The following is a 26,161-nucleotide window of genomic DNA, read 5'->3' on the forward strand; positions in this document are numbered from 1 at the left end:
GCCACGAGGTATCGGTGCTATGATGGCCATCACTCAGTCCTTTTGTCGGTATGTTTCGGTTTGGCGATTGATCAGATCGCACAAAGCGGACTGAGTTTCTCTTATCTTTGAGATCTACTATTAGGAACAGCTATTTAGAGCCGTCTTCGCCATTTCCCCCACCATTACCTCCCTCTTCTTTTGCAGCACCAGATTCGCTGCCACCAGAGCCTGAGTCTCCGCCCCCACCACAAGAAGCAAGAACAAGAGTGGCTAACGTTAAAAACAGCAACCGGCAATACTTCTTCAAACCCAAACTCCTTATGGTGTGCACTATAACGAAAAAGAAAGCGCTTTCTTTTTGTGCAGTATAAGGCTCCACATTTTCTTAACAACGAGGGTTTGTGTTGGAAACTAACGATCGTTCGATTTGTCTCATTACCAGAACAGATCCGATGAGCTTTGAAAGAAAAACATCATAAAAAAAGCCGCAAATTGCGGCTTTATCATTGATTTAATCAGGGTTATAGCTGGCTTGAAAGAAACTTGCTCAATGCTTCGGTAACAAAATCTGCCTGTTCGAGGTTACTAATATGGCCAGCATTTGGAATCACAATATATTGACTGCCATCAATCGCATCATGCATCAGCATGGATTCAAGAGGTGGACGAGGTTTGTCTTCCGCGCCAGCCATGATGAGCGTGGGTAGCATCAGCTTTTCTACGTCGTCAAAGGTGTCGCGGCGGTCAAAAACCATGCGGCCTACCCTGACAACGTTTTTTGCTTCTTCACCTTTCAGATTCGCCAGCTTTTCTCTGAATGCAGAAACCAGTTCCGGGTTGTCCGTTTCAGCGTTATTAGCGAAGAATAAAGGTGTGATTGCATCAATCATTGGTGGCGGAATGAAGCCAATCTGCTCGATAGTGTTGAACATGCCGAAGTATTTCGCTTTCGCGACTTCAGGTTCAAAGCCAATGAAAGTGTCCATCAATACCAAGGCATTCACACGTGTTGGTGCTTTCAAAGCTAGCTCAGCCCCCCACATTCCCCCAACTGATAGGCCAACCAACGCAAATTTGTCGATATCAAGTTGATCCATCAATGACAGAATGTCATCAGCATAATGAATCAACGAGATGGTACTTTCCGGAGCCGCATCTGACTGACCATGAGCCCAAAGATCCGGGACGATACAGCGATAGTTTTGGCTTAGCACATCAATCTGTGGACGCCACATTTCACTGTCCCACAAGTAGCTATGACCAAACAGTACGACTGGACCTTCACCAACATCCAAGTACGACATATTTTTTCCGTTTATCTGAATTGAATTCATTGAGTTTCCCTGTAGTTATACTTCTGTTTATACCCAAATAACCTGAAGATGCAGGATTCAGCGAGTTTGACTGGCGTTGTGATCGCGGCGTTCCTTTGGAGGTGTAGTCACCTCCAAAGGAACAACAAAGAGCACGACGTCAGTCAACTCGCCCGAAGGGAGGCCCTCAATGCGCCCACTTCATCGTTAAATTCCACGGAAATAGAACGACTATTCCTCGCGAAATTGTCTCGAATTGAACGCATTGATAACCTCTGAATGCGAGCATCTTCAGGTTGTTTGGGTATATATGGATTGATATAGACCTACAATATAGAAAAAAAGCGCCAATGGAAGGCGCTTTTTTGAAGCAAAATCTGATTAATCTTCCGCAGGCTTTTTCTTCTTAACAGCAAACACTTGTTCACCAACAGCCACACCCTGATAGTAACTCTTGCTACGCTTCTTAGTTGCTGCTGCTTTCTTCTCTGAAGGCTTATTGGTTTTCTTCTTATGCTGAGGCTTTTTGCTGAAGGTTTTCTTTTTCTTCGGAGCCAGGCCTTTGAACTTGCCTTCAAGGCCTTCTAAAGTCACGAAGCTCATGCGCTTATCAAGGAAACCTTCAATGCTCTTGAAGCTGTTCCAGTCTTTAGGACCTACGAAAGAAATCGCGATGCCTTTGTTACCTGCTCGACCGGTACGGCCGATACGGTGAACATACTCTTCAGCATGTTTTGGCATGTCAAAGTTCACCACGTGGGATACGTTTGAGATATCCAGACCACGTGAGGCCACATCAGTGGTTACCATCACTTTGTGAAGACCACGCTCAAATTCGTTCATGATGCGGTTACGTGCGCTTTGGCTAAGATCACCGCTCAGGGCAACGGCCTTAATGCCTCGTTCTGCGAACAAACTAGCCAGACGATCAGTATCCGCGCGGGTCGCGGTGAAGATCATCATCTGCTGGTACTGCTCTTCTTCCATGACTCGATCGAGCAAGTCTTGTTTGTGGTCAAGATGGTCACAAAGGAAAAGACGTTGTTCGATGTCTTTGTGCTCTTCATTCACAAAGCCAATTGCAACGCGCTTTGGCTCTTTGAGCATGTCAGCAGCAATCTCGTTAACTTGCTGGTGATCCAGAGTTGCAGAGAACATCAGCGTTTGACGGCGACGATGGTTGGCGGCGTTATTGATCGCTTCGAGTTGCGGAGCAAAACCCAGGTCTAACATACGGTCTGCTTCATCCAGAATGAGCAATTCCAGACCTTCCAGCGTTAAATGACGGTGCTCGAGATGGTCCGCAATGCGACCCGGAGTGGCAACGATAAATGCAGGGTCTTTGCGGAACTCTTTCGCTTGGTCGTTAAAGTTTTCGCCGCCAAGAATCAACATACCTTTGTATTGGGTGCCTGCCAGCAGTTTACGCAGTTCACCATAAACCTGTTTTGCCAGTTCACGAGTTGGCGCAAGTACCACGACACGTGGACCTGAACGGCTAAATGCTTTACCACGCATTACGCGCTGCAATGCAGGTAGAAGGAAAGCCAGGGTTTTACCTGATCCCGTTTTAGACGACGCCAGCAGATCTTTGCCTGCACAAACGACAGGAATGGCAGAAGCCTGCACATCAGTCGGGGTGCTGAAACCCCAAAGTTCCATCGTTTTTAGAAGGCGTTTGTCTAAACCCAGATCTTCAAATTGCAAGGTAATACTCCAGTATTATCATCTATACAGAGAGTTACTGAGCCAGTTTGGCTTTCCAACTCCCACAAAATTGGCGCGGATTCTACCATACTTCTGTAAATTGCCGCAGTTTTTATTGTGTTGGATCACATTTCTACACCCACTAATTAATCAATCTTCGGCCATGAACGGTATTGCAGTTAGCGTAGTCCACTGCACTTCAATGGAATTTGTCTATGAGCCAACCCAAACAACTCTTTGCCTGGAAACGATTCACTCTGGAAGAGAGCGAGCATACCCTTCCAAACGGCCTTGTCACCAAACACATTACCCTTGAGCATCCCGGCGCTGTTCTTATTCTTCCTATCGCAAATGATGGGAAGTTAGTGATGATTCGCCAATACCGCCCTTCTATTCGCAGGTGGATTTATGAATTTCCGGCTGGAACTCTCGAATCTGAGGAATCCCCCAATGTTTGCGCAAAGCGTGAATTAGCAGAAGAAGCCCAATTACGGGCCGATAAATGGCATGCCATTGGAGAATCTCTCCCGGCACCCGGTTTTTGCAACGAAACTCAATACCTGTTTGTAGCTAAACAGCTATCGCCATGCGTGGCAGACATGGATGACGATGAGGTGATTGAAGTCGCGCATTTTTCCGTCGATGAAGTCAAACGGCTGATTGCAGAAAATGAAATTCAGGACAGCAAAACTATTGTCGCGTTTTGTCGCGCACAATTACTTGGACTGATCACATAGAGCACTCATTAACAGTGGTTTAACATTGACATCAGACCAGTTGAAAATTAGGGTGAACGCATCTTTCCTCTTCAAGGATGAAGCATGAAACAGACTCTCGCCCACGCCAACCGCATGCTTAAGCTGTTTGGCTTTTTCAAAGTCCCTCTGATTTGGTACTGCCGCCCCAAAATCTTGGTGTTGAACGAAGAACAAGTTCAAATCCGTATTCCGCTCAAGCGTAAAACAAAGAATCATCTCAACAGCATGTATTTTGGCACCCTCGCTGTGGGTGCTGACGTTGCCGGTGGCTTTATGGCAATGAGTAAAGCAGAATCACGTGGAAAGAAAATCTCGCTGGCTTTTAAGGCTGTGACTGGGGAATTTTTAAAACGCCCAGAAGCCGACGTTCTTTTTACGTGCAACCACGGTAATTTGATTGACGAGATGCTAGATAAAACCATGGAAACAGGAGAGCGTGTTAACCAGCCTGTTCGTATAACGGCGACATGCCCTTCTATACATGGTGATGAACCAATGGCAGTGTTTGATCTGACACTTTCATTAAAAGCCGTCGGATGAGATTAAGCAACTCCTTGCATTAAATGTCGATCTGTCAAGCTTCCATCACAATTCTTTTACATTTCCTAAGGGAAGATTTCCCTTTTTCTCTTTTTACTCGTTAGACTTAAGAGGTGTTGGTAGATATCGGAAGATGCGTTTTGAATAAAAAGCTAGTCCAACTTTTTCAGCTCGATACAGCGCCCGGTATCATCCTGATTGCCTCAGCATTTTTGGCTCTAATCATCGCAAACTCGCCCCTCGCTCCTTTCTATCTTTCTCTTCTTGATACCCCGATACATTTCAAATTGGGATCGTTGGAAATCGAAAAGAATCTTCTGCTTTGGATTAACGATGGCCTGATGGCCATCTTTTTCCTTTTAATCGGTTTGGAAGTGAAACGGGAGTTGATTCAAGGCGCGCTGAGAACACGCTCGCGAGCAATGTTTCCCGTTGTCGCTGCCATTGGCGGCATGGTGATACCCATCTTGTTTTTTGCCGCTTTTAACTATAACGATGCGCAAGCGATGCAAGGATGGGCAATTCCAGCTGCGACTGATATAGCCTTCACTCTCGGAGTGTTGGCATTATTCGGTAAGCAATCGCCTGTTAGCTTGAAGGTATTTCTGCTGGCACTGGCGGTTATTGATGACCTGGGGGCGGTTATCATTATCGCTCTTTTCTTTAGCAGTGATTTATCTGTCATTGCATTGTCAATTGCAGTGCTTGCCAGTGCGACACTTTTTTATATGAACGCGAAAGGTGTCGCCCGTTTAACCGGATATTTGCTGGTTGGCGCAGTATTATGGGTGGCGGTATTAAAATCCGGCGTGCATGCAACGGTTGCAGGTGTCATCCTAGGCTTTGCTATTCCACTTCGCGTTAAGCATCATCGTGTCCGTAGCCCGCTCCGCTATCTCGAGAACGGCATCCACCCCTGGAGTAGTTACTTGATATTACCCGCCTTTGCTTTTGCTAACTCTGGTGTACCATTAGATAATTTCAGTATCGCTCTTTTGCTGGAACCATTGCCTCTCGGCATTACCCTTGGCTTACTATTTGGCAAGCCCATCGGTGTATCACTGGCCTGCTACATATCAATTAAAATGGGGATTGCAAGTTTACCTAAGGGACTGCATTTTGCTCATATCATGGCAGCGTCGATTCTTTGTGGCATAGGCTTTACGATGTCGATATTCATCACGACATTGGCTTTCCCGGGTACAGACAATCACGCGTTGGTTGATTTGTCGCGTATTGCCATTTTCATCGGCTCATTCCTCGCTTCGGTGATCGGATATCTAGCCTTGAAGCAAACTTTCGAACGCATTCCCCGCCATACCGCTAACGTTGAATAAACCGCCAACCGTCTATTTCTCATATAATCAAACTTTTAAAGCCTGCCAAAAGATCTTTTAGCAGGCTTTTTATTTATTTTGTAATCATCAACCTTGAGTAGTCAAAGCTTAAAATTCTGCAACCCAGAATATTGTATTTCGTCATTGAAACATATTAGATGTTGACTTTCCCAGAGGCCGCTCTGGATATAGATTTGAGAAGGAAATCTACCGACTTATCAACTGTTTTTGTGGATAAAATTTTCGTTATCCACAAGCAAAATTTATCTTTAACTTATTGTTTTTATGGAAAATAAATAACAACAAGTGTCATTAATAAAATTAAGCATTTTTTTTGAGTGTGATTCCCACCACTTTTTTCAAATGAAAAACACCTACGTTGTGCAGGCATTTTTCCGGTAAAAATCTGGACTACGCAGAATGATATTTTATCTTGCAGAAGATCTTGTTTGGCTGGCTATACTCGTCTTTATCCAACTCTGGCAGAATACCAACTGTCATCACATCTTGTCCTCCCACAATCGGAATCTCGACAATCTCAACTGCAACAAGGGATACATGTCGCTTCAATAGTACCGGGAGACTCTCGGACACTATCATTTGCCGCCTATGGCAGCGGTCATCGGTTTTAACTAGCATGATTAAGGTTCAGGTATGTATTGCGGTGATTACCCAGTTGATTTTTTTTCAGTGAACTACCATACCCCTTACTCTGCAGAGCTACATCTTCTTGCCCTTCACAAAGATTACCACCACTAAGGTATTGGCCTGCTCCTATTTCAAAAGATTGAAAAAGAGTTGCCAGCAAAGTTCGTGAAGGTGTTGTAAGTTAAAACATTAGGCGTTTCTGCTAATGATCCGAAATATGAAACAACAAGGTACTTTGCACTGCTTTGGGCTTCTACGCGTTTGAAGAAGTCGAAGATTTTTGGGGGAGAAAAAACACCTAGCCTTTTCATGGTTAAAGCGCTCTGGGTCATTCCTTTCATCAACTGTTAAAAGGCGCTGTATGCCCAGCGCCTTAATGATTGATTGCAAAACTATACGGTTGGAGCAGATGCACGCCATGCTTGGTTTTGACTATCAGCAATCGAACGGAAAAGTTCACGCAGCTCTTTTAATAGACCTTCTTGGAAGCCAATGTATTCGTCGGCTCTTTGTTTGTCTGCTTGAGCACGAGTTGCCAATACTTCATCCTCTTTGCTTCGAGCTTGAGCTTTCGTTTGCTCTACGCTTGACGCTGAGTTCCCCATTTGACCAATAGCTTGAAGTACAGCATTTCTTGCTTGATTAGACCCAGTCATCTTTTCAAACTTACGTCCAGTACTTGTTAAGGAGCTCGACGTATCAGCGATATTTTCTTTAGCGGCTGCATACGCTATTCTCACTTGCTTCCGTTGCTTCGCTGACATATTTCCGTTAGCCATTAGCTCTTCAGCTTGATCAAAGCCTGCTTTTTGGATCTTCAAAACCTTATTATGCGCAACCTCAGAACTAAGCTCTCTGCCTGTTCTAAAAGAACCAATCGCGCCAATAATTGCCGTTGCTCCCGCAAGAACACCTGATACAACAGCCATCGCGATCATCGCCTTGGCTGCACTATTTAACTCTTCCGCTTGGCTCTTGATACTCGCTACATTTGCCTCAACCGCAATTTCACGCTGCTGTACTTGCTGGTCACGAGTTAACTTGGATACTTCGTACAACAAGGCAATAAGAGACAGTGACTGAGAAATAGCCTCTGATGAGGACTTAGCCACATCTTTACCTTTCAATGCGTTTTCTGTTATTTGCATTAACAGATTTGTTGTAGAGGACAACCCGTCCAGCAATTTTGCTACCGCGCTGGATTGGTCTCCAATAGCAGGTGCTTTCGGACCATCTAATTGGTAGTGCTTCGTACTCGTTAGTGCACTCTCATTATGACCGCGGATTGCAGCAGCTTCGATTTTGGTCTCAGAGGTTTTCTCTGCATGGCTGGTTTGGTCAAGTTCACCCAATCCATTAAGAGTTGCATGTCCAGTATTGCCAATGTTTTCTATCATAATTATTCCTTAAACCGTTGCAGGGCGGTTCGTCAGCATTTGCATTGTTTCGCCTTTAGCCTGAATCATTTGCATGATGACATTCATTAGCTCTTGGAAACCTTCCATCAACTTGGAAATTTCTTGCTTCAGTTTGTCGATCACGGCTTGGCTAAGCATCATCTTCGCTCTTAAATCCGTAATATCCGCTTGGATCTCGGTCGAATGCGCGTTGTTTGCGGCATGAACGCTATCTGTGGCCCCTTTACCTGCGTTAACAGTGATATCGACGGTCTCAGCACCATAACGGATCGCCTTTGCAGTCGTTGTTGTTGCTTTCGACCCCCAATCAGCAAATTTCGTGATATTAGCCGCTGTTTTTGTCGCGATATCAGTCACTTTCTGCGCAATTTGGCTTGTACTCTTAGCAGCCAACTTTGAAACACCCGCTGCGGCAGAACCACCAAATGTCACAACAGCACCAATGACGGCAGTCGCGATCTCTAACGCCATCAATACCGTATTGAGTGCATCAACGTTAACTCCAGCCTCTTTCATCGCATCCTGAACAGCAGGCTCTTGCAAAGTCATATTGATTGCGCCCATCACGCCGCCCGCGATCATCAATGCGCCAGCTACCGCACCAATCCCCGTCGCCACCATGATGGAGCCAACAACAATGGAAGCAACAGCGCTAACCCAACCGAAAATCTTAGAAGCTAAGCCCGACTTTTGTGCTTCTTTCTCCGCTGCTTCAGATTCTTTGATCTTCTCTTGGTTTTCTGCCATCTCAAGTTCATGTTTTGCTTTCGCTACTTTGACTTCCTGCATTTTAAGCTTGTTTTGAGCGCTATGGAGTTTGTCTGCGATAGCAGCCAGCTCAATCTCAAAATCGTCCACTGAGCCTGCGATTATTCTCACAGCTAGTGAACCAGTGCTGTCGGCAACAGCATGTAAGCCACCAGCAATCGAGTCTATAACTTTTTGTAGCTGTGCAATGGCCTTCAGCGTAAGGTCGTTCACCTTATCGCTGACGGCGGCATTCGGTGCATCAAGCAGAACTTTTACCTTACCTGTGTTCAATGCTTCAGCACCCCTGCCTGTTACGTTTTCTGAGGTTACAGACGAAGATGCATGAGCAGCTGCCTTAGTAACCTTGTCTAACATAGTTCGGTCAGAATCGGGCGTGTATACCTCACTCTGAATGCGGTCAAGTGCAACAGAATTCATACTCTAGTTACTCCTTTTTATTTCTCACCGCTTCTAACATGATGCCTGCTCGTTGATGCAAATCTGCATACTCGGGTTTTCCAACAGACATCTCCCTCGCGCTGTAAAACCCACTCTCAGCCTCTGTCAGTTGCTCAAGCTTGAGATGACATTCTGCAGAGTGATAAGGCGGGCGTGGATCATTAACGTCCACAAGCGCAGCGTAACTGTAAGCATCAATAGCCTGCAGGTACTCACCCATTTCCTGACGAGCCGCACCTAAACCAATAAAAAATCGCGCTTGATAATGATCAAGCATACTAAGCAGCTGAAATACCTTAGCGGCTTGTTCTACCTTGCCTGACTGGAAAAAGTTGTAACCAACCGCGTAAATGTGCTCGATGGTATCTGCTGATACATCATGCAGCATTTTGAGCGTCCCCCCTTCTTCCAAAAATGAAAGGAGTTCCTCTGCCTGCATTTGAGATGGGTCGGCTGGCGCATTTTGTTTAGTCATGGTTATTTATCCTTAGAGGGCTCGTAGGATTTCTTGTAAAATACTGTGGTACTTCTGCACAAACTTGTTCATCGCCTCAACGGTTACATTGTATTGAGAGCTCATATCGCTGAGCTCGGTCGTTTTGAGCTGAACTGTATCGTTTTTGACCTTGGACTGGTCGCTCACTGAAGTAGAGAAGCTGGCCAATTGATCGCCTTCAAAACTATCGGCCGATACTGATATGCCTTGTTTTGTCAGAAAGTCTTTGTGGTTTTCGAACTTATTGCTTGTTATATATGCATACTCAGGTGATGCTTTAAAAGATGCTTCGCTATCGTAGCCAAAGTCACTCGCCTGAAACCCCGTATTTCCAGGTTCATATTTTTCTTTTACACTTTGTTTTGAGTGTATCTTCGACTGTATGGCACCGAAAATTCTTAACTTCATCGTCAAGTTTTCCAGATCACCTTTCAGAATATTACGCTTTTCAAGACGGTCGACGCGACGCTCGTTTAGAGCAAACAAGACGCGTTCATCAAAGCGGTCACCGATACTAGATTCAATCACGGACAGTAGGTTAATAGCGGTCAATGCGTGCTCAGCATTCACTTCTTTACTGCTCACTTCCTCTGGTGTGATTTTCCCCAAACGATCATTGAGTTTTTCTAGGTTCTCCATCATTTTTTGATGACGTGCAATGAAATCCGTCCCGATGTCTTGTCCAGCGACTATTTTGTCGAAAAGGAGTCGGATATCTTGTGCGGTGTTTTGTTTAATCCGCTCAAGTTGCTCCGGTGTGGTTTGAGTTACCTGAACATCAAGCAAGCCGCTATAGAACGCATCAATCTGAGTGTTGATAAGCGCAATGGCTATATTGGAGAACAAGCTCGATAAGGTGATCGCAGCAGGATCTGACGTTATTCTCGCGATCTCGGCATCAAGGATGGTTTGCAGTTGGGCAACACCACCCGCACCGTAGGCATTTTCAAATTGTCCTTTTACTTGTGTCGCTAAGCTATTTAGCGTATCGGTAAGTTCCTGCTTAGACATGCCTGGCATCCAAATAATCTTGTTCGCCAAGGCCTGTGCATCATCGGTACTGATGGTGATCCCAATGCTAGTGAAAGAGGCAACAAGTTGAGCGGTAACAGCAGCTCTAAAGCTTTCTTCTGTTAAGAAGTAGTCTGAATTCTTAATCTCATTAAGGTTGACCGAACCAAGATTACCAAAGGCATTTCGCAAGAACGGAATAGCACTCTCGCGAACCTCACTGGCACTCATCTGCACTGCCAGTGCATTTACAAACGCGCTGATCTCTGCCGTTGCTGCTTTCAAAGCGCTCGTATCTAAAGCTTCAATTTGCAGTGCTTGGTTACTCTGGCTTCCCAAACGGAAATCAGCGACAAAATCGGTCGGAAGCGAGCTATCGACGTTGTCCTTTAGCTGTGCGCTAAACCAGAATTGGAATTGATGCGCGAGCGTAGCACTAACGCCCATCTCCACATCTTTAGGCGCAATTTGACCATTCAACGCTTGGCGTTGCAGTGACCGCATCCAATGCGCAGCGCTCTCAGAGGCAGAAGTCCCTGTAAAGGCTTCTTGCTTTTTTAACAAGGTGTGCAATGAATCTGCATAAAGATCCAAGCGTTCTTGTTCCGTACGCCCAACCACGATAGGTAATTGGCGAATCAGCGACTCTATTTGATTCGCGTCGATATTGGCATCGCTTAGAATTGGAGAAAGGGTCTTAACAAAACTCTGTTGGAATGCGATCTGAGAATCACGATTGGCTGTTGTATTGAGAACTCCGGTGATGGAGTTCATGATTGTCATATCCGTCATGTGAAAACCTTTAGATCACCATGCCACGCATCATTGTCGGCCGCTTGCGCCTAGTGCCTTTTCTGCTCGTGGCTTGTGGTTGTTGTTGTCTGCGGCGTTGTACTTCTTCAAGCAGCTCATGTTCTGCTTGTTTCATCAATTGAGGCGAAGCATTTAACCCATCGAGCAGAATATTGCCTGCTACTGGACCGACGCCTAATCCTTCGAGTAGTTCATTGAATACATCAGTCCTGTCTTCTGCATTGCGAATAGCAAGTTCCGAATTTTCAATGGTTTCAGTAAAGGGTTGCTTCATCTTGGCTCCTATCTTAAAGCGAAGCATTTCTGGGATGCTGTCAGTAACAGTCGAGAGTTTTTACTTTTTTCTCTTTTTCAACGGGCGGTAATCACTAAGGCTTAAGAAGTACCAATCATCTCGTTCATCATGGCTCGCGCCGCAGGCTCGTAAATAGAATTGTGCTAACCGCTGGCTGCTCATGTTGCTGCCTCGCAATACGTCAACGTTGCCACGAATAGCCCAGTCGAGCGGGTACAAACGGATAGCATGTTCTGCAAGCGTAAACAGTGCGGAGAAAGGGTTACTCAGACCTCGGTTTGGACTGATTCTTCGAAGCAGTACGATGATGATTTCGCCCTCTTCGACACGGAAGACAAGCTCCATACCATCACATTCATAAAGATGGCCAAGTAAGATGGTACTTTTCTGCCAGAAGTAGGGCTTCACTTGGATACCTGACGCCTCTAGAGACTGGGTGAGAAGGCATTCCATCACATACCTACCCTACCAAGCGGTTGAATATTGATTTGTTGCGTTAGCTCTTGGAATGACAACACTGGCAGTTCGTAGTATTCAGATTCAATCAGTTTGCGTACGTAACGGCGCACGTCCATCGACACCACCAGCACTGGTTTATTTGGCATGCGGCTCAAATCACCAATGGTTTGCTTAACGTCGCTCACAAATTGCTGAGTCACAGAAGGGTCAAGCGCCAAGTAACTGCCCGCTGAAGTCTGACGAATGCCGTTACGGATCGTATCTTCCAAACTCTGATCCAACAGATAGGCTGGCAGCATGTTTTGACCGCTGGCGTACTTGTAACAGATATAGCGCTTCAAGCTTGAACGGATGTATTCCGTTAGCTGTACCACATCTTTCTCTTTCTGGCCCCACTCAACCATGGCTTCTAAGATCACGCGTAAATTGCGAATAGAAATATCTTCAGAAACCAAACGCTGTAGGATTTCAGTCATCTTTTGCAAAGGCACAATACGCTGCGCTTCTTTTACCAGTTCGGAATAGCTGCCTTCCATTTGCTCAAGCAGGTAGCGGGTCTCTTGAATACCAATAAAGTCTTGTGCGTACTCTTTCAGAACGTGAGACAAGTGATAAGTCAGAATGCGATCGGGGGTCAGAAAACCCACATGGCTGTTTTGTAGCTTTTCGTAATGACTTTCATCGACCCAAATACTCGCAATGCCCGGCAGAAAGTCGTCATCTTTTTCGTAAGGTACGCCCAGTAAATCGATCTGTTCGTTACCTTCTGTCACCAGCAGTTTTTCGCTTTCAATTCGCCCGCGAGCAACCGGCACTTCTTGCAATTGAATCAAGTACTCGCCGTTACTCATTCCTTCGCTGAAGCGTAAGTGAATACCGGGAAACGGTACACCAAGATCGAGGTAAAGCGCGCGTCTGACGCGTGCAAGCTCATCGTTCAAAGCCACGGCTTCTAAACTCTCTTGTAAGCGAGAATCTAAGTCGATGAGCAGTGGTACTGTCATCGCAAACTCTTCTTGCTCGCCCAGCTTGCCTTTGCTGTTGCGAGATGGCGTCGGTTTATTAGACATAGCGGCTGGCGAACCAGCACCTTGGGCAACGAAGCTAGGCAAATCAGAACTGTCGGATTCGCCTTGTTTTTTCTGTTGGTAGAACAAGAAGAAGCCACCACCGCCAACAATCGCGGCAAGAATCAGGAAGGTAACCTTCGGGAAGCCCGGAATAAGAGCAAACAAGATAAGCAGAACGCCACCAACCAACAAAGCTCTTGGCTGTGCGGTTACCTGACCACCAATATCTGAACCTAAGTCAGAAGAATCCTCGTTTGAAACACGGGTAACGATGATACCGGCCGTGATAGCGATAAACAGAGCAGGGATCTGCGAAACCAGACCATCACCGACGGTCAGGATTGCGAACAGCTCAAGTGCCTCAGAGGCAGACATACCCTTTTGAGTCACCCCGATGGTGACACCACCTAGAATGTTCACAACGATGATAATCAGGCCTGCGATTGAGTCGCCTTTCACGAACTTCATCGCACCATCCATCGAGCCATACATTTGGCTTTCTTTTTCGATCAATGAACGGCGGTGACGCGCCTCATGAACATCAATAACCCCAGCACGCATATCACCATCGATACTCATCTGCTTACCCGGCATCGCATCAAGGGAGAATCGAGCGCTGACTTCCGCGACCCTTTCGGAACCTTTGGTGATCACCATAAATTGAACAATGGTGATGATCAGGAAAACAACAATGCCCACTACCAGGTTACCGCCGACCACGAAGTTACCAAAGGTGTATACGATCTGACCTGCATCGCCTTGCAGCAGGATAAGTCGCGTTGTCGTAATAGAAAGCGATAAGCGAAACAACGTAGTGATCAAAAGCACGGCCGGAAATGCAGAGAATTCCAGAGGTGTGGTGATGTAGATAGCCAGCATCAATAAGACGACCGCGATACTCATGTTGGTACCGATCAGGACATCCACGAGTGCCGTAGGTAGGGGCAAGATCATCATAAAGACGATAGCCAATAGCATCACGGCAAGCATGATGTCTTTACGCTGCCCGACTTTATTTAGAGTATCGATCAACTTTTTCATTTTATTCAGAATTTAGAGATTGTAGATAACGTCGATGTGCGCGGCGGGCGCCTTCAACATCCTGTTGTTTCCAACGCGCTTGGCTTAGGCAAAACCACAAACCCGCTTTATTTGAATGTTCGGTTTCCAACAAGCTTTCACACAGCTCGATTGAACGTATGTATCGACCTGAATTCAGGCATGCCACTGCTAAGGTTTGGCGAGCTTCTTGATGCTGAGGTTCGATTTCCAGCAGTGCATCAAGCAAGGTAATCGCTTGTTCAGGCTTCTGATATTGAACTTGGAGTGCGGCGTGGATAAGCAACAGCTCTACGTCTTTCTTATGCAACATGGGGATTAAACCTGAATCAGTAGGTTCAACGCCATGGTGAGATAACGTTGGTCCAATTGCGTACTTTGCAGTGTTTCCAACGCCTGAGTGAGCGCATGAGAACCATTTTTCTGCGCCAATTCCTGAAGTCGCTGCTGAGTAGTATCAAACTGTTGACGGTATTTGTCTGGGCGAAGTAGCTCCGAATGCGTCAACTTTGGCTTGGCCAGTGACATCAAGTACTGCTCAGAGGGGCGAAGCTCGTACAGTTTTTCTAGGTGAGCCGCAATGGCTTGACCATCAGGCAACAGCTGAAAACGCTGTGGGAAGTCGTTTTCAACTTGCTCAAGCGAAACGTGAGTAAAGCCTTCAATACCAACGTTTAACGTACTAATGCGACTCATGAACCCGCCACATCTTTATGTAAACGAGCCAGTAGAGCGAACGCTTGCTCAATGGTTGGCAAGGTCACTTCATCCCCTTCGATTTGCGCAGAGAAGACCAGTGTCTGCTCATCCAGCAATCCGGTCTTAATGATGAATGGCCAACCTTGGCCTGCATGGCAAAAACTTAACGCCTTTTTAATCGGCTCGTTCGACTGGTGCCAAGGCAGCGGTTTCGCCAGCATGAGAAACAGACAGTCCTGGTGCTTCTCGATATGCAGAGTGCCGCTTTGTTCGAAGCTCAGTTGAACACGTCCTGCTGACGAGAAGTCGACCGCTTCAAGCCCCATTCCTCGGCAAAAATCATCCACTGACGCATCAACCCAATTCATCGTCCCACATTTCCTCTTCTTCAAAATCAATCGCTTCATCAAGCGCTTTTTGCACAGCTTGTATTAGGTTTTGTCGCTGTTCTTCGTCGTTAAATACAACAATTGGAATATGGCGAACCAGTTTGTGCAGTTCCCTAAAAAAGCTGATTTTTCGCTCAGTGGACGCCAACTCCATAGTATTCGCTATGTTCCATATCTCGGCACTTCCCACCCAGCGCTGTTCAACCAAAGCAATGATGTCTGACATCAAATCAGCAACTTGATAAGCCATAGTTTGCCTGCTGAAGTTTGAACATCTGGTAGAGGTTGCTAACTTGGTCTTGAAGCGTATTCAACGTCTTAAGTTTTTGCATATCGGACATCAGAAGCTGAAGCTTAACGGAGTCAATATTGCTACCTTGAACGCTCAAATCTGCGCTCATGCCCTGCAACATAAAATCGACCGCAGTGGAGACCTCTTTTGCACCAAAACGCTCAACCACATCCTTGTATGCTGCTCCTAAACCTTGGTAGCTGTGGACCGTATCTCGATAGAAACCACGCAATTGGTGCAAGCTGCTAAAGTCTTGCTCTTGGCTGTATTCATCCGCAAAGCTTGAAACACGAATCTCAGTATCAATCTGAGCCCAAGAGTCCGGATTCTGCTCAAAGATCAGAATGGCCTGGTCTATAAGCGCCAATAGGTTCTTACTTTCTGGATTGGCACCGAGGAACTTTTTCACTGCTTGTAACGCGAGGTACTGATGACTCTTCTCCTCAGAGAATCCGTTGAGATACGCCTGTAGCTGAGTAATCGTTGATAAGTTGCCGTTTGCCATTTTGGTAGCAAGGTCTTTGATCTTTTGGTTCTTCTCAAGATCAGGCACTTTTCTTAGGTAATCAGAAACCAGCTCATGCGCTTCATTCACGCGAATGCCGCCATCTTTCACTTTGCGTTTTGTAAGATCTTTTTCTGCTTTTTCTGAACCTAACGCCGTCAGCTCTTCCATCGCATCAAACAGTGACTGAGTTGCATTGTGTACGCGAACACTTTCACCTCGATAATGACCATTCAATGAGGCTCCCGTGCGTGAAGACTCAAGATTACTTCGAATTGGCGCGTCAAATTTATTGCCCGTTAAAATTTGGCCATTGACAGTGCTCATTGATTTGCCCTCCTTTCGTACGATGTGGGCGAATTATAGGAATTGCATTTTTAATCGGCTGTCAAAATCGGACGTGTTTTTTTAGGACGTTTTAAGTTTTCTAAAAACTTTCGACCAATAGTCACTATAAACACGGCGCCATCCTCTCTACTCTCCCAGCATCAGTTATTGCGCATGTTTTATTAAATTGAACGACTTCTCATACATCACCGAAGCTCAACAATCAGCAATCAAGCAAACGCGTTTGATCCAAATCCGCGGTCGTGTGACGCAGGTTACTGGCACCATCATCAAAGCAGTCGTGCCCGGTGTTCGTGTTGGCGAGCTTTGTGAGCTACGTAATCCCGATCAAACCTTGTCGCTGCTTGCAGAAGTGGTCGGTTTTCAACAACACCATGCGTTACTTACGCCGCTGGGCAACATGTTTGGTATTTCCTCCAATACCGAGGTAAGCCCGCTTGGAAAAATGCACGAAGTCGGCGTTGGCGATCACCTGTTAGGGAAAATTCTCGATGGCCTGGGGCGCCCATTCGATGGTTCTCAAAACACCGAACCGAGCGCTTGGTATCCGGTTTATCGCGATGCGCCACCACCAATGCAGAGAAAGCTGATTGAAAAGCCGATTTCTATGGGCGTGCGTTCAATCGACGGGTTGCTGACCTGCGGTGAAGGACAAAGGATGGGTATTTTTGCTGCAGCTGGCGGAGGTAAAAGTACCCTGCTCGCCAAGCTTATTCGCTCTGCCGATGTCGATGTAACCGTGCTTGCCCTCATCGGTGAAAGGGGCCGTGAAGTAAGAGAATTTATCGAGCACGATCTTGGCGAGGAAGGCATGGCAAGGTCAGTACTTGTTGTCGCAACCTCAGACCGACCCGCAATGGAACGTGCCAAAGCGGCGTCCGTCGCGACCTCCATCGCAGAGTACTTCCGCGACCAAGGTAAGCGTGTCCTGCTGCTGATGGATTCGGTAACACGTTTTGCCCGAGCTCAGCGTGAAATCGGCTTGGCAGCTGGCGAGCCACCAACACGTCGAGGCTATCCGCCTTCTGTTTTTGCCGCACTACCAAAACTGATGGAACGTGCAGGTCAATCAGACAAAGGCTCCATCACCGCGCTGTATACCGTGCTTGTGGAAGGTGACGATATGACTGAGCCAGTCGCCGATGAGACGCGTTCCATACTCGATGGCCACATCATTCTTTCTCGCAAACTGGCGGCGATGAACCACTATCCAGCCATTGATGTGCTTCGCTCAGCCAGCCGTGTGATGAACCAAATCGTTGATAAAACTCATCAAGCGTCCGCGGCTCACATGCGTGAAATGCTGGCCAAATATGAAGAAGTCGAGCTGCTGATCAAAATTGGTGAATACCAACAAGGCGCCGACAGTCGCGCGGATATGGCCATCGCACAGGGAGATGATATCCAAGCGTTCTTGCGCCAAGGCACGCACGAGCCAAGTGAACTCGAAGAGACCGTCACGCAGCTGCGTGGGCTTGCAGGCTTATGATCGAGCAATTGCTAGAGATAAAAAGAATTCGTGCCGACCGTGCCGATCGCGCGGTTCAGCAACAAGAATATCGAGTTAACAATGCACGCGCCTCACTCCGAAAGGCGGAACAGTCTGTCGTTGATTATCGTCAATGGCGCGAAGAGGAAGAAGAGCGGCGCTTTGCAAAAGCCAAACAGAAAACCGTCGTTCTAAAAGAACTTGAAATATTACGGCAAGAAATCGCGCTGTTAAGGGAAAGAGAAGCCGATTTAAAACAACGAGCCGCAGAAGAAAAAAAAGCATTGGAACAAGAGAACCAGCGACTCAAGGAAAGAAAGCAAGAAGCTCTGGCCGCCCATAAAACCAAAGAAAAATTCATTCAATTAAACGAACAGGAAGTCGCTGAGCAAGCACGCCAAGTGCAGTATCAAGAAGAGCTCGAACAAGAAGAGTTCCGCAACGTTGTTGTTTCATAGAAGGTAAAGATGCGAGTCAAAAACGATCATCCAAACACAACTGAACGTACGCAACAGGTTCAACAGAAGCCTGTCAACCAAGTCTCAGAAGACCTTGACTCTCGCTTTAATAATGCGCTTAAACCAAAGCAAGCAGAAAGCGAACACGAGTCAGAAACGCTTATTGCCAGTTTACCTCACGTTTTGAAGGATCAGGTATTACCTATTCAGCGTCAGCAGACCAAGCCATCAACCGTGCAGAGTTTGCTGCAAGGCCAACTGCATAAGTTAGATGCAGCAGCTCATAAACTCGACCCCGCGGCAAAAGACGCTTCGGCTATTGTGAACTCGAAAGTTGTCGACTCGAAAACCACATTGTCCGCTCTTGAAAAGAAGGTTAAGCCTGCGGAACACATCGAACTGCGTCATCCAAGTTCAGAGTCGGACGCTAGGCTTCACCCGACGGCTAACCTAAGCCAATCGATAGCGCAAGGCGACATCATCCTGAAAAACGTAGAGTCACACGCGCCCCAGAACAGAACTCAAGACGTAAACGAATTGATTAATAAGTTAGTCGAGAAGATCTACGTGTCTCTTCCTTCAGCAAACGAGAAAGAAGTTCGCCTGCTTCTGAATGAAGGCCAATTAAAAGGGGGCGAGATCTCTATCAAGCAGGACAGTTCTGGCTACAGCGTGCTGATTAAGCAAGAGCACGCTCTTTCGCTGATCAACCAAACAGCCAAACAGGAGCTGACCGAGCGTCTGCAACGTTTAGGCATCGACCAACCGATTCGAATCGCTGTCAGCGAACAGATGAACCAACAACAAGACCAACAACGCTCGCGACAACAACGCAACATTTACGATGAATGGAAGCCTGAGGACGAATGAAGATATTAGATTTCCCAAAGGTCGAGCCTTCAAGCATCGCGCTGAGCAATCAACTGTGTGCAAAACAGTGTCACTTTCAAGATAGCCAAAGCAATAGCTTATCGATCACGCTTGGCCAAAAGCCGGAATTTTCTGGCTATCGTTTAGCGCTACTCATTGGTGGGCAAACCATTCAAATTGATTTTAGTGGCGCGCAATTACAGCAATGGTTGCACGGTATTCTTGACTCGACGGCATTTGAATCACTACCAAACTCACTGCAACTGGCATTGCTCAGTAGCCAGATTGAGCCCTACACCGACATGATTAAGCGATTATTTGGACAACTTCCGGTATTGAGCAAGCTGCAAGTTCATGATCAGCCTATATCAGAAGAAAACGTGTTGATGCTCACCATCAATCGCGATGATGTCTCTCTTAGCCTGTGGGTCCATGAAGGTCGAGATGTGCTGATTGACACTCTGCCACAAGCGCCCTCTTACCTGAGCCAAAACATCGCACTGCCTTTCTGGTTGAGCTTTGGCAAAACACGTTTGGCGCTCAGTCAATTTGAGCAACTGGAACTGGGCGATGTGGTGTTTTTCGATGATTGCTACATCGCGCAACACCAAGTGCTGCTTCAGGTCTCCAATCACAACCTTTGGCGATGCCAACTCGACAATACGACACTCCATATCCAAGAAAAAGAAACCAATATGAACGATATCAACAGCTCTGAAGCACTGACCGACCACCAGCAATTGCCAATTGAACTGACTTTCGATGTTGGTCAGCAAACCATTACTTTAGAACAGCTTAACGCGCTGCAACCGGGTTTTACCTTTGAGCTTAACCAGCCAATTTCTAACCCAGTCACCATGCGAGCAAACGGCAAAATCATTGGTGAATGCGAACTAGTGAACATTAATGAACGCTTGGGTGTCCGCGTTCTCGAACTGTTTGGCGGCAGTCAGGAGCCAGCATGATCCAGTTACCTGATGAACTGAACCTCATTGTTACACTTGCCCTTCTTGCTTTGATTCCTTTCATTGCAATGATGGCGACCTCCTTCGTTAAACTGGCCGTGGTTTTCTCTCTACTAAGAAACGCATTAGGTGTACAACAGATTCCACCCAATATGGCCTTGTACGGATTGGCGATCATTCTGTCGATCTTCATCATGGCACCGGTGGGATTTGAAACCTATGACTACGTTACCCAGCACGAAATCTCACTTGAAGATTCAGAGAGCATCGAAGGTTTAATCGAGAGTGGATTGCAACCGTACCGTGAGTTTTTAAAAAAGCACATCCGTGAAACTGAATCGGTCTTTTTTACCGATGCAGCGAGAACCTTGTGGCCACAAAAGTACGTCGACCGTTTAGAGTCAGACAGCTTATTGTTGTTGCTCCCCGCCTTTACCGTGAGTGAGCTAACTCGAGCGTTTGAGATTGGCTTCTTACTATATCTGCCTTTCATCGCTATCGATCTGATCGTATCAAACATCTTGCTGGCAATGGGCATGATGATGGTCTCACCAATGACCATCTCACTGCCATTCAAGCTGCTACTCTTTGTTTTACTGGACGGTTGGACCAAGCTGACTCACGGCTTAGTGCTCAGTTACGGATAATGAGGTGAGAAGCATGAATCCGGCTGAAATCATCCACTTTACCACTCAGGCCCTAACACTTGTTCTGTTCTTGTCGCTGCCGCCGATTTTGGTTGCGGCACTTGTCGGTACCTTGGTCTCTCTCGTCCAAGCGCTAACACAAGTACAAGAACAGACGTTAGGCTTTGTCGTCAAACTGATCGCCGTCATCATTACCCTCTTTGTTACCACGCAATGGCTGGGCGCCGAGCTACATTCCTTTGCCACGTTGACCTTGGATAAAATCCCGCAAATACGATGAGTTACGATGATTTGCACCAAGCCCTGTTCCTATACAGCTTGACGCTCCCCAGGTTAATGGCTTGCTTTATATTTTTGCCGATCTTAAACAAGCAAATACTGGGTGGCACCTTGGTGAGAAATGGTGTTTTGTGCTCGCTTGCGCTGTTTATCTTCCCAATGATCAACCAACAAGACCTGCCCGCAGACACGGATGGGATTTGGTTGATGGTCATCCTAGGCAAAGAGGTGTTATTGGGTATGCTGATTGGCTTTGTTGCGGCAATCCCTTTTTGGGCTATTGAGGCAACAGGCTTTCTGGTGGATAACCAACGTGGCGCTGCGATGGCAAGTATGTTCAACCCCACTCTCGGCTCTCAATCAACGCCAACGGCTGTGCTATTGACTCAAACCCTAATCACCTTGTTCTTCTCTGGCGGTGGCTTTATCGCCTTTATTTATGCGCTGTATAACAGCTATACGTCGTGGCCTCTTATCAGATTTTTCCCAACCGTCACTGAGGAATGGGTACACTTTTTCTACGCGCAGTTCGAGCAACTTATGTGGCTTGGCGTTTTGATGTCCGCGCCTTTGGTTTTAGCCATGTTCCTTGCCGAGTTTGGACTCGCGCTGGTTAGCAGATTCGCCCCACAACTGAACGTTTTCTCTTTAGCCATGCCGATCAAAAGTGCCATTGCTAGCGTGCTATTGATTGTTTATGTGGCATTGATGATGAATCACTTTCAAGCCCTTTTCTCTGAAATCGTGCTGTTCAAAAAACAGCTCAATACCATTTGGTAATAACAGACAGGAAGAGCAATGAGCGGAGAAAAAACCGAACTCCCCACCCCGAAGAAACTTCGGGATACCCGGCAAAAAGGGCAAGTCGCCAAAAGTCAGGAAATCGTCTCATCGGCGTTAATCCTAGCCTTGATTGCCGTCTTGTTTGCTTTTGCTGACTACTATATGTCGCACATCTCCGCCCTTCTTTTACTGCCGAGTGAGTTGGCTTATCAGGGGTTTCAGGATGCGTTGATTGACGTTGCTATCGCCATCGCCAAAGAAATGGTTTACCTACTGGCACCGATTCTCGTCGTAGCAGCCTTAATTGCCATCATGTCGAACATGGGGCAATTCGGCTTGCTGTTTAGTGGTGAATCCGTCAAACCAGATATCAAAAAGATCAACCCTGTCGAAGGGGCGAAAAGAATTTTCTCGCTAAAGAGCATCATTGAGTTTATTAAATCGATTCTTAAAGTTTCGCTCCTTTCCTGCATTATTTGGGTCACGCTGCGAGGTAACTTAAACACACTACTGCAAATCCCAACGTGTGGATTAGAGTGTGTGCCGACCATCACCGGCGTATTGGTTAAACAACTCATGATGATCTCTTCCGTTGGATTTATTGTGATTGCAGCCGCCGACTACGCATACCAAAAGTTCGACCACACCAAGCAACTGAAAATGACTAAAGACGAAGTCAAACGCGAATATAAAGAGATGGAAGGCAGCCCTGAAATCAAGAGTAAACGTCGTCAGTTGCACCAAGAGCTACAAGCTTCGAACCAAAGAGATAACGTTAAACGTTCGAATGTTTTAGTCACGAACCCAACCCACATCGCGATTGGTTTGTACTATAAAAAGGGCGAAACGCCGCTGCCTGTGATTACCTTTAAAGAAACCGATGCGATGGCAAAACGTATGATCGCGATAGCCCATGAAGAAGGCATTCCTGTGATGCAAAAGGTACCGCTCGCACGTGCCCTTTTTGCCGATGGTCAGCTAAACCAATACATACCTGGCGATCTTATTGAAGCCACTGCCGAGATCCTGCGTTGGGTTGCTTCTCTTGAGCAGTCTGAGGAATCGCAAGTATAACGCTCTCCTAATCATGGCAGATAATGCAGTTCAATATTAGGTCATGGCCTCGTTCAGTAAATTTATTGCGAGAGAGAATCTTATCGCTCACATTGATTCGTTCGATAAACGATTTCTAGATGCCAGCTAGAGAGAATCAACTGCGGTTATTCTGGCGAATTCGCGTGACCGTTTTTAGTAGCAAGACGCCTTATTCAAGATATACCCTCACACAAACTTGGTGAGTTGCTTCGCAATCGAAATATTGAAAACGACGGCATATCCCACCGTGCGTTAGCTGATGCATAGGTAACGACAAAGTTGTGGGTGCTAATGGTAGAAGATCTTGAGCAAGACGGTATTACCACGCCAAGTCCTTAATTTATGCAGGAAATTATTATCACAGCAAAAGGAAAAGTGGATCAGTTGCTTGCTAGCAATTGCGCTTAAACCACAAGCAGGTAACGCACAATAATACGGTCGTCACCTGCTCGTGTAATTTCGGTCAAAGTGTTTATACAGCAATCATATTAGGCGGCATGCCTGATGGCTGAGTGTTTTCTGGATTTGGTTCCACATCAGAAATTGCAGCCTTTTTTTCGATCATGTCCTGAATAAAGTATTCAGTCCACGATTCTAACGCAGCTACGTTAAGCATCGAAATCGGCTGTTGAGACCATAAAACTGCTCGATTTTCTCTATGCGACACGATATGAGCAGGCCAGTATTCCCCATACATATTGTTCTTTGCTAGTTGTTCCGATACTGAGCTTATCTCACCAAGATCTGCATACAGTATTATCAACTCTTCATTCTGATGCGTGAACTGGATTTGATATTCTTGGTCGATCAGTAGGCTATAAATATCATCTTGAGCGAATGAACTCTCGATACCATTCTTTTCAAATAACTGTGTCACAAGATAATCGAATGTGGTTATCATTAGTGGTTAAACTCCTAGTTAACGATATTGAACATCCCCAAATGAAAGAATCCTAATAAATTACTTTTGATTAACATAACGTGAAGTTATCCTTTCCCAATCTACTGGCTTTTCAGCGATCAACCATTCAGCTTTCTCGTTAATAGATGAAACGGATGCCGCTTGTGTTGGGTCTTTTAATGCTGTCTTCCCATCATCAACCCTTTTTTTCTGATACCAAGAGATAAATTCACTACTCTTTCTTATAAGGGTATTTATTTCTTTATTAATTTCCTTCCGATCCTCTGGTTTAAATTGATCCATTATTTTGATATCTAATTTTGTTTTAGATTCTGACTTGGGTAGGTACTTAGATATTTCAGGTAGCACTGTGCGGAATTCAAATAATATCGCCATGTCCTTATCGCTTCCCGTTGTCGCGTTGTTAATGGTCTTTTTTGACACTCCACCACCAGTTTGGAAATACGCGGCTACATTCTTAGCAAGGCTCTCTGAATAAGTTGAAGATGCCTTCAAATGGGACGCAAGCTTTTGTTTGACATATCTAGAGTCGCTGCTGTTCTCCAAAATCGTCAACATTTGGAAGGGCTTGGTTCTAGGCAAAATTCCCCATGAATTTTTAACTTCAGGGTCTGTTAACCCTTCTCTAACTGTTGTTCTAATTCCTTCACTCGCTGGGTCCCATTCATTAATGTGAAGACCATATTTTTTCGCTAAATCAGCGGTCTTTGTATAAATTGATGCTAGATAAGCAAATACATTCTGGGCTGTCCTTGCATCATGTAATTCTACACCTTCAGCTTTAGCTGTCTCTAAAAATGCTTCTCTTAATCCCGGCTGATACCAGGAAGCAGCCTCTAGAAGCCTTAATTCATCTGACGAACCTGTCCCAAAGTCTTTAGCTCTCACCGCTATAGTTGCCTGTTGTCCACTCTGCGTGATACCTATCGTCTGGACCGCGGAATCTTTCGTCGCGCCGTTACCACTAGCAATCAGATGGTTAGGGTTCGCGATAGCTAAAGTAAAACGATTATTTTCACTTGTTATATTTTTCAGTGGGGCATGATTATTTGATGAGTTAATATGAGCTGTGAATACGTCAGCCAACCAAAGTATCGCCTCATTACGGCTACTGATCGCCTCTTGATCTCGAATTTCACTGGGGTAGGTAATCAGCTCAAGCGTATATGTGTTGAATTTATCAATACCTATGATGTCTTTTACTTCCTTTGGATTTTCATATTTTCCTTGTTTCATGTCTTTCGTTAACATGAATAGGGGCTTTTTATTTGAATCATGGACATAGCCAAACTCAGGTGATGCTGATTCAGGTAAAGTGACTACCAGCCCTGTTAACTCATTCTCTATACCAATAGACGCAGTTTCGAAGTGCTTTTCAAATGGTGGCACAACGGCCGCCTTTTGTAGAATACGTGAATTGATCGGTGCTGCGGCTGTTGTAGTACCGCCACTAAGCGGCTGCTGTATTGAATTACGGATGGCATCTGACGTTATTTGCGGACTCGCACTTAAACCACCTAGTCGGCTTTGATTTTGTGGTTGGCTGACTGGCGTAGAATTGATCGGTTGGCTACTTGGATTTACATTATTAACATTTGGCATAATTATCTACTTTTTATTGGTTTCTCTAGATATATTAAGATTAATCAAGTGAACAGAGGTCGTATGTCGGACGTGGTCGTTTTTTTATAAACTTTTTTGCCAAAAGACATTGAGGTCTCTATTCACCACGGACTCATCCGGCAATGAAAAATTGAGTACGACAGTGGCGTTATCTGCGTCTAACGAGAACGACGCAACGCCGATGAATTAAGAGGCCAGTAGTTTGGAAGGCAATATCCCTCCCTTAGGCTGCTTGGTTGGTGACAAAGGGAACATGACCACCATACGGTTTTCATAATTGAAAATAGTGGTGTAATGCATACCGTCTTCGCCAACCAAGTTACATTGACCATTCAAAAGCTGCCATTGCCCGTCAGATAACCAGTTATTTATGATTTCTTCTTTATTCATTGTGACGAGCCCCTTTCGTATTGAGTAATCAAAACAATAAGCGTAAGGGCATTCGCCATATATCACTTTTGGTCAGAAGTTTTTAGGGCACCTTTTATCGGCTAGCGCTCACGGCTTTCAGTTGCATGCTAGTGAGAGGAAATTAATGCTGAATCTAAATAGCTGTTCCTAATAGTAGATCTCAAAGATAAGAGAAACTCAGTCCGCTTTGTGCGATCTGATCAATCGCCAAACCGAAACATACCGACAAAAGGACTGAGTGATGGCCATCATAGCACCGATACCTCGTGGC

29 protein-coding genes and 1 pseudogene are annotated in these 26,161 nt (G+C 45.9%); 12 read left to right on the forward strand and 18 right to left on the reverse strand.

The window, feature by feature from the left end:
- Positions 1 to 130 precede the first annotated feature (130 nt).
- The 3 genes from GMA8713_RS27485 to GMA8713_RS21445 all read right to left on the reverse strand — a co-directional run bounded on the left by GMA8713_RS27485 (position 131) and on the right by GMA8713_RS21445 (position 3,002).
- Complete coding sequence (locus GMA8713_RS27485) at positions 131 to 289, reverse strand: hypothetical protein (RefSeq protein ID WP_157515718.1); 159 nt, start codon at positions 287 to 289, stop codon at positions 131 to 133.
- A gap of 214 nt (positions 290 to 503) precedes the next feature.
- Positions 504 to 1,316: an alpha/beta fold hydrolase gene (locus tag GMA8713_RS21440; protein WP_062714105.1), complete on the reverse strand. Its 813-nt coding sequence runs from the start codon at positions 1,314 to 1,316 to the stop codon at positions 504 to 506.
- A 360-nt stretch (positions 1,317 to 1,676) separates the two neighbouring features.
- Positions 1,677 to 3,002 (reverse strand): DEAD/DEAH box helicase, encoded by a 1,326-nt coding sequence (locus tag GMA8713_RS21445; RefSeq protein ID WP_062714107.1) that lies wholly within the window; start codon positions 3,000 to 3,002, stop codon positions 1,677 to 1,679.
- Positions 3,003 to 3,217: 215 nt separating this feature from the next.
- Here GMA8713_RS21445 and GMA8713_RS21450 point away from each other — a divergent pair, with 215 nt between their 5' ends.
- The 3 genes from GMA8713_RS21450 (at position 3,218) to nhaA (ending at position 5,637) form a co-directional block, all read left to right on the forward strand.
- Positions 3,218 to 3,739 carry an NUDIX hydrolase gene (locus GMA8713_RS21450; protein WP_062714109.1) on the forward strand — a complete coding sequence of 174 codons (522 nt, stop codon included), beginning with the start codon at positions 3,218 to 3,220 and terminating at the stop codon, positions 3,737 to 3,739.
- Between the two features lie 84 nt (positions 3,740 to 3,823).
- Positions 3,824 to 4,300: a DUF4442 domain-containing protein gene (locus GMA8713_RS21455; RefSeq protein WP_062714111.1), complete on the forward strand. Its 477-nt coding sequence runs from the start codon at positions 3,824 to 3,826 to the stop codon at positions 4,298 to 4,300.
- A gap of 140 nt (positions 4,301 to 4,440) precedes the next feature.
- Entirely contained in the window at positions 4,441 to 5,637 is a 1,197-nt protein-coding gene (gene nhaA / locus GMA8713_RS21460; protein ID WP_062714113.1) for a Na+/H+ antiporter NhaA, read from the forward strand.
- 1,040 nt (positions 5,638 to 6,677) lie between these two features.
- Here nhaA and vopD read toward each other — a convergent pair.
- Genes vopD through sctW form a run of 12 tightly spaced genes read right to left on the reverse strand, consistent with a single transcriptional unit; the run spans position 6,678 to position 16,327 of the window.
- Positions 6,678 to 7,682: a type III secretion system translocon subunit VopD gene (gene vopD, locus GMA8713_RS21475; protein ID WP_062714118.1), complete on the reverse strand. Its 1,005-nt coding sequence runs from the start codon at positions 7,680 to 7,682 to the stop codon at positions 6,678 to 6,680.
- 9 nt (positions 7,683 to 7,691) lie between these two features.
- Entirely contained in the window at positions 7,692 to 8,891 is a 1,200-nt protein-coding gene (sctE, locus tag GMA8713_RS21480) for a type III secretion system translocon subunit SseC family protein (protein ID WP_062714120.1), read from the reverse strand.
- Positions 8,892 to 8,898: 7 nt separating this feature from the next.
- On the reverse strand, positions 8,899 to 9,387 hold the full coding sequence (locus GMA8713_RS21485; protein ID WP_062714123.1) for a SycD/LcrH family type III secretion system chaperone: 489 nt from the start codon (positions 9,385 to 9,387) through the stop codon (positions 8,899 to 8,901).
- A 12-nt stretch (positions 9,388 to 9,399) separates the two neighbouring features.
- On the reverse strand, positions 9,400 to 11,211 hold the full coding sequence (locus tag GMA8713_RS21490; protein ID WP_062714125.1) for a virulence-associated V antigen: 1,812 nt from the start codon (positions 11,209 to 11,211) through the stop codon (positions 9,400 to 9,402).
- A 10-nt stretch (positions 11,212 to 11,221) separates the two neighbouring features.
- Positions 11,222 to 11,506, reverse strand: coding sequence for an LcrG family type III secretion system chaperone (locus tag GMA8713_RS21495; RefSeq protein ID WP_062714127.1), 285 nt, complete (start codon positions 11,504 to 11,506; stop codon positions 11,222 to 11,224).
- Between the two features lie 60 nt (positions 11,507 to 11,566).
- Positions 11,567 to 11,980: an LcrR family type III secretion system chaperone gene (locus GMA8713_RS21500; protein ID WP_062714130.1), complete on the reverse strand. Its 414-nt coding sequence runs from the start codon at positions 11,978 to 11,980 to the stop codon at positions 11,567 to 11,569.
- Positions 11,980 to 14,106, reverse strand: coding sequence for a type III secretion system export apparatus subunit SctV (gene sctV, locus GMA8713_RS21505; RefSeq protein WP_157515720.1), 2,127 nt, complete (start codon positions 14,104 to 14,106; stop codon positions 11,980 to 11,982). The genes GMA8713_RS21500 and sctV overlap by 1 nt, the downstream gene beginning before the upstream one ends.
- Positions 14,099 to 14,428, reverse strand: coding sequence for a type III secretion system chaperone VscY (gene vscY / locus GMA8713_RS21510; protein WP_062714134.1), 330 nt, complete (start codon positions 14,426 to 14,428; stop codon positions 14,099 to 14,101). The genes sctV and vscY overlap by 8 nt, the downstream gene beginning before the upstream one ends.
- A gap of 5 nt (positions 14,429 to 14,433) precedes the next feature.
- The gene (gene vscX / locus GMA8713_RS21515; RefSeq protein WP_062714136.1) at positions 14,434 to 14,811 is read right to left on the reverse strand and encodes a type III secretion system protein VscX; all 378 of its coding nucleotides are present in this window, start codon (positions 14,809 to 14,811) and stop codon (positions 14,434 to 14,436) included.
- Positions 14,808 to 15,182, reverse strand: a complete 375-nt coding sequence (gene sycN / locus GMA8713_RS21520) for a type III secretion chaperone SycN (protein ID WP_062714138.1) — start codon at positions 15,180 to 15,182, stop codon at positions 14,808 to 14,810. The genes vscX and sycN overlap by 4 nt, the downstream gene beginning before the upstream one ends.
- Complete coding sequence (locus GMA8713_RS21525) at positions 15,169 to 15,453, reverse strand: TyeA family type III secretion system gatekeeper subunit (protein ID WP_062714140.1); 285 nt, start codon at positions 15,451 to 15,453, stop codon at positions 15,169 to 15,171. The genes sycN and GMA8713_RS21525 overlap by 14 nt, the downstream gene beginning before the upstream one ends.
- The gene (gene sctW, locus GMA8713_RS21530) at positions 15,434 to 16,327 is read right to left on the reverse strand and encodes a type III secretion system gatekeeper subunit SctW (RefSeq protein WP_062714142.1); all 894 of its coding nucleotides are present in this window, start codon (positions 16,325 to 16,327) and stop codon (positions 15,434 to 15,436) included. The genes GMA8713_RS21525 and sctW overlap by 20 nt, the downstream gene beginning before the upstream one ends.
- 187 nt (positions 16,328 to 16,514) lie before the next feature.
- Here sctW and vscN point away from each other — a divergent pair, with 187 nt between their 5' ends.
- The 9 genes and pseudogenes from vscN to GMA8713_RS27800 all read left to right on the forward strand — a co-directional run.
- A complete protein-coding gene (gene vscN, locus GMA8713_RS21535; RefSeq protein ID WP_062714143.1) occupies positions 16,515 to 17,837 on the forward strand; it encodes a SctN family type III secretion system ATPase VscN in 1,323 nt (440 codons plus the stop codon).
- Entirely contained in the window at positions 17,834 to 18,295 is a 462-nt protein-coding gene (gene sctO, locus GMA8713_RS21540; protein WP_062714144.1) for a type III secretion system stalk subunit SctO, read from the forward strand. The genes vscN and sctO overlap by 4 nt, the downstream gene beginning before the upstream one ends.
- 9 nt (positions 18,296 to 18,304) lie before the next feature.
- Positions 18,305 to 19,165, forward strand: a complete 861-nt coding sequence (locus GMA8713_RS21545) for a type III secretion system needle length determinant (RefSeq protein ID WP_062714145.1) — start codon at positions 18,305 to 18,307, stop codon at positions 19,163 to 19,165.
- A complete protein-coding gene (sctQ, locus tag GMA8713_RS21550) occupies positions 19,162 to 20,130 on the forward strand; it encodes a type III secretion system cytoplasmic ring protein SctQ (RefSeq protein ID WP_062714146.1) in 969 nt (322 codons plus the stop codon). Before GMA8713_RS21545 ends, sctQ begins: the two co-directional genes overlap by 4 nt.
- Complete coding sequence (vscR, locus tag GMA8713_RS21555; protein WP_005426130.1) at positions 20,127 to 20,777, forward strand: SctR family type III secretion system export apparatus subunit VscR; 651 nt, start codon at positions 20,127 to 20,129, stop codon at positions 20,775 to 20,777. The genes sctQ and vscR overlap by 4 nt, the downstream gene beginning before the upstream one ends.
- A gap of 13 nt (positions 20,778 to 20,790) precedes the next feature.
- Positions 20,791 to 21,057, forward strand: a complete 267-nt coding sequence (gene vscS / locus GMA8713_RS21560) for a SctS family type III secretion system export apparatus subunit VscS (protein ID WP_005426136.1) — start codon at positions 20,791 to 20,793, stop codon at positions 21,055 to 21,057.
- The gene (sctT, locus tag GMA8713_RS21565; RefSeq protein ID WP_062714147.1) at positions 21,054 to 21,836 is read left to right on the forward strand and encodes a type III secretion system export apparatus subunit SctT; all 783 of its coding nucleotides are present in this window, start codon (positions 21,054 to 21,056) and stop codon (positions 21,834 to 21,836) included. The genes vscS and sctT overlap by 4 nt, the downstream gene beginning before the upstream one ends.
- Positions 21,837 to 21,854: 18 nt before the next feature.
- Entirely contained in the window at positions 21,855 to 22,913 is a 1,059-nt protein-coding gene (sctU, locus tag GMA8713_RS21570; protein ID WP_062714152.1) for a type III secretion system export apparatus subunit SctU, read from the forward strand.
- A 40-nt stretch (positions 22,914 to 22,953) separates the two neighbouring features.
- Positions 22,954 to 23,342 (forward strand): annotated as a pseudogene (locus tag GMA8713_RS27800) (3'-5' exonuclease); the annotation flags it as partial.
- Between the two features lie 64 nt (positions 23,343 to 23,406).
- Here the strand turns inward: GMA8713_RS27800 and GMA8713_RS21575 are convergent.
- From GMA8713_RS21575 to GMA8713_RS28235, 3 genes are all read right to left on the reverse strand, one after another.
- Entirely contained in the window at positions 23,407 to 23,835 is a 429-nt protein-coding gene (locus tag GMA8713_RS21575) for a CesT family type III secretion system chaperone (protein ID WP_062714154.1), read from the reverse strand.
- A 60-nt stretch (positions 23,836 to 23,895) separates the two neighbouring features.
- Entirely contained in the window at positions 23,896 to 25,458 is a 1,563-nt protein-coding gene (locus GMA8713_RS21580; protein WP_157515722.1) for an actin cross-linking domain-containing toxin, read from the reverse strand.
- A gap of 207 nt (positions 25,459 to 25,665) precedes the next feature.
- Positions 25,666 to 25,869 (reverse strand): hypothetical protein, encoded by a 204-nt coding sequence (locus GMA8713_RS28235; protein WP_232314517.1) that lies wholly within the window; start codon positions 25,867 to 25,869, stop codon positions 25,666 to 25,668.
- Positions 25,870 to 26,161 lie beyond the last annotated feature (292 nt).

Source organism: Grimontia marina, from assembly GCF_900060185.1.
Classification (GTDB): Bacteria; Pseudomonadota; Gammaproteobacteria; order Enterobacterales; family Vibrionaceae; genus Enterovibrio; species Enterovibrio marinus.